This window comes from Phyllobacterium sp. P5_D12 (assembly GCF_054049495.1).
In genome coordinates this window covers 1-2,330 of the sequence record NZ_JBFUMG010000647.1, presented here as the reverse complement: position 1 = coordinate 2,330, position 2,330 = coordinate 1, and the positions used below count along the sequence as shown (strand labels likewise).

General features: G+C 56.5%; 2 protein-coding genes. Both read right to left on the bottom strand.

Annotated elements, in window-relative coordinates; translation table 11 throughout:
• Positions 1-1,325, bottom strand: a 1,325-nt coding sequence (locus ACXJ5O_RS24720; protein ID WP_457302212.1) for an FAD-binding dehydrogenase, incomplete at its 3' end; no start/stop codon positions are given.
• Between the two features lie 193 nt (positions 1,326-1,518).
• Positions 1,519-2,330: EAL domain-containing protein (locus tag ACXJ5O_RS24715; RefSeq protein WP_457302211.1), on the bottom strand; the 812-nt coding region annotated here is incomplete at its 5' end.

The window sequence follows — 2,330 nt, the reverse complement described above, 5'->3', positions numbered from 1 at the left end:
GCCGTGATCTGCGCATCCGTGGTATAGGGATTGTCGACCTCGCGGTCGCGGGCCATGATCTGCGCCCTCAACCCGTCTTCATGGATCAGATTGTCGCCAGTCAGCGCGTTCATGCGGCGGACGAGTGTGGAAAGGTCCTTTTCGACGATGAAGTCCTCGCCATTGTCGAGGAAAGCCTGCACGGGAGCGGGGACGCCGCCTAGCGCGCGCTTCAGCACCTGCCGCCAGCTCTTCGAGGTGAAGTCCGGATTCTGTTCCGAGCCCGAAAGCGTTATCTCTTTCTTGGCGATCGTCTGGTTCAGCACGAACCAGGAATAATCATAGCCGCTCTTCATGATATGGCTGAGCGTGGAAAGCGTATCGAAACCGGGCAGGCATGGCGCGGGCAGGCGGTCGCCGCGCGCGTCGAACCATAGCGACGAGGGCCCGGGCAGAATGCGAATGGCGTGCTTTGTCCAGATCGGATCCCAATTGTTGACGCCTTCGACATAGTGCCACATGCGGTCTTCATTGATGAGATGGGCTCCTGCTTTCTCGGCGACGCCCAGCATCAATCCGTCGACATGGTCCGGCACGCCGCTGATGAGGTGCTTCGGCGTTCCGAGCCGCGCCGGCCAGTTCTTGCGCACCAGATCGTGATTGCCGCCGATACCGCCGCTGCAGATAATAATCGCTTGCGCCCTCAGGGCGAACGATCCGGTGGCAATGCGGGAACTCGGTTCGCTGCGCCTGACCTCGCTCGGCTGGAGGATTTCGCCCTCGACCCCGTCGATGATTCCGGCGCTTTTTACCAGCGCCGTTACGCGGTGCCGGAAGCGAAAAGTGAGGAGACCTTTTTGCTCGGCTTCGCGAGCCCGGCGGACAAACGGCTCGACTACGCCGAGACCCGTGCCCCAGGTGATATGAAAGCGCGGAACGGAATTGCCATGCCCGGTGGCCAGCGATCCGCCGCGTTCCGCCCAGCCGACGACCGGAAACCAGCGCATGCCTTGGGCGTACAGCCATGCGCGTTTTTCACCGGCCGCAAAATCGATATAGGCTTCCGCCCATTTGCGCGGCCAGTGATCTTCAGGCCGGTCGAAACCCGCCGAGCCCATCCAGTCCTGCAATGCGAGTTCACGCGAATCTTTGATGCGCAGACGGCGCTGCTCGGGGGAGTTGATGAAGAACAATCCGCCGAAGGATCGCCAGGCCTGGCCCCCGAGTGTCTGTTCCGGCTCCTGGTCGAGGATGATCACCTTCTTGCCGGCATCGGTGAGTTCCGTTGCCGCGACGAGCCCGGCGAGACCCGCGCCAATGATGATCGCATCCGCATCGTAACCCATTGCCGACTTTTCTCCCCACGTATCCGCGTAGCAGAAAAAACGGGAAAGCTAAATTGTCATTGCGGAAGAGGACGAAAAGAGGCCGATCTGGCGGAAGAACCTTCGATTCCTACACAAGAGTCGTCGATTCCGGGATGGTTTTGTCTACTGTAGATTGAAAATTACGTGTAGCTGGTTGTTTTGGTTGGTCGAGCTATCGGACTTCCAACTTTTCCAAACTCTGTAACAGGGCTTGAAGCGGTTGGGGACGATGAAACAGAAAGCCTTGACCATAGCCGATACCAAGCGACTTAAGAATGTCGACCGCCTGCAGATCCTCGATATGCTCGGCAATAACGTCTACACCAAGTTCGCGCGCGATACCGTTAATGGAAGCAACGACGGCTTGATCGAGCCGGCTTTTGGACAATTTCTCGATAAATGCCCCGTCTATCTTGATACTGTCCACCTTGAAATGGTGTAAGTATCCGAATGAACTGAGGCCGGTGCCAAAATCGTCGAGGCTTATACGGCATCCGGCTGCGCGTGCCTCCTTAACGAAGTGTTCTGCCGCCTCGTAATTATTGACGGCAGTCGTTTCCGTAATCTCGAATATCAAGCGAGACGGAGAAACTTTGGTTTTTTCAATCGTTGACTGTAGAAACGGCCAGAGTGTGGGATCGCTTATTGTATTCGCGGACAGATTTATTGCGAGCGACACGTTCTTCATCTGCATCAATTTTGGGCCATAGGTCTCAAGCGTGTGCTGGATGATCCAGCGATCGACTATACCCATAAGGCCGAAGCGTTCCGCAGCGGGGATAAATTCGGCGGGCGCAATGATTTCCCCGTTTACTCCGGTCATCCTCGATAGAATTTCGATGCAGATGCTATGGTCGTCTGTATTGGAGATTGCTCTGATCTCCTGCCCGTAAACTTGAAGTCTTCCTTCGGACAATGCTTCCAGAATTCCAGAAGCGGCCTGAATACTTGCAAGGTTCTGTCGGGCCGCGCCGGTATTAATAT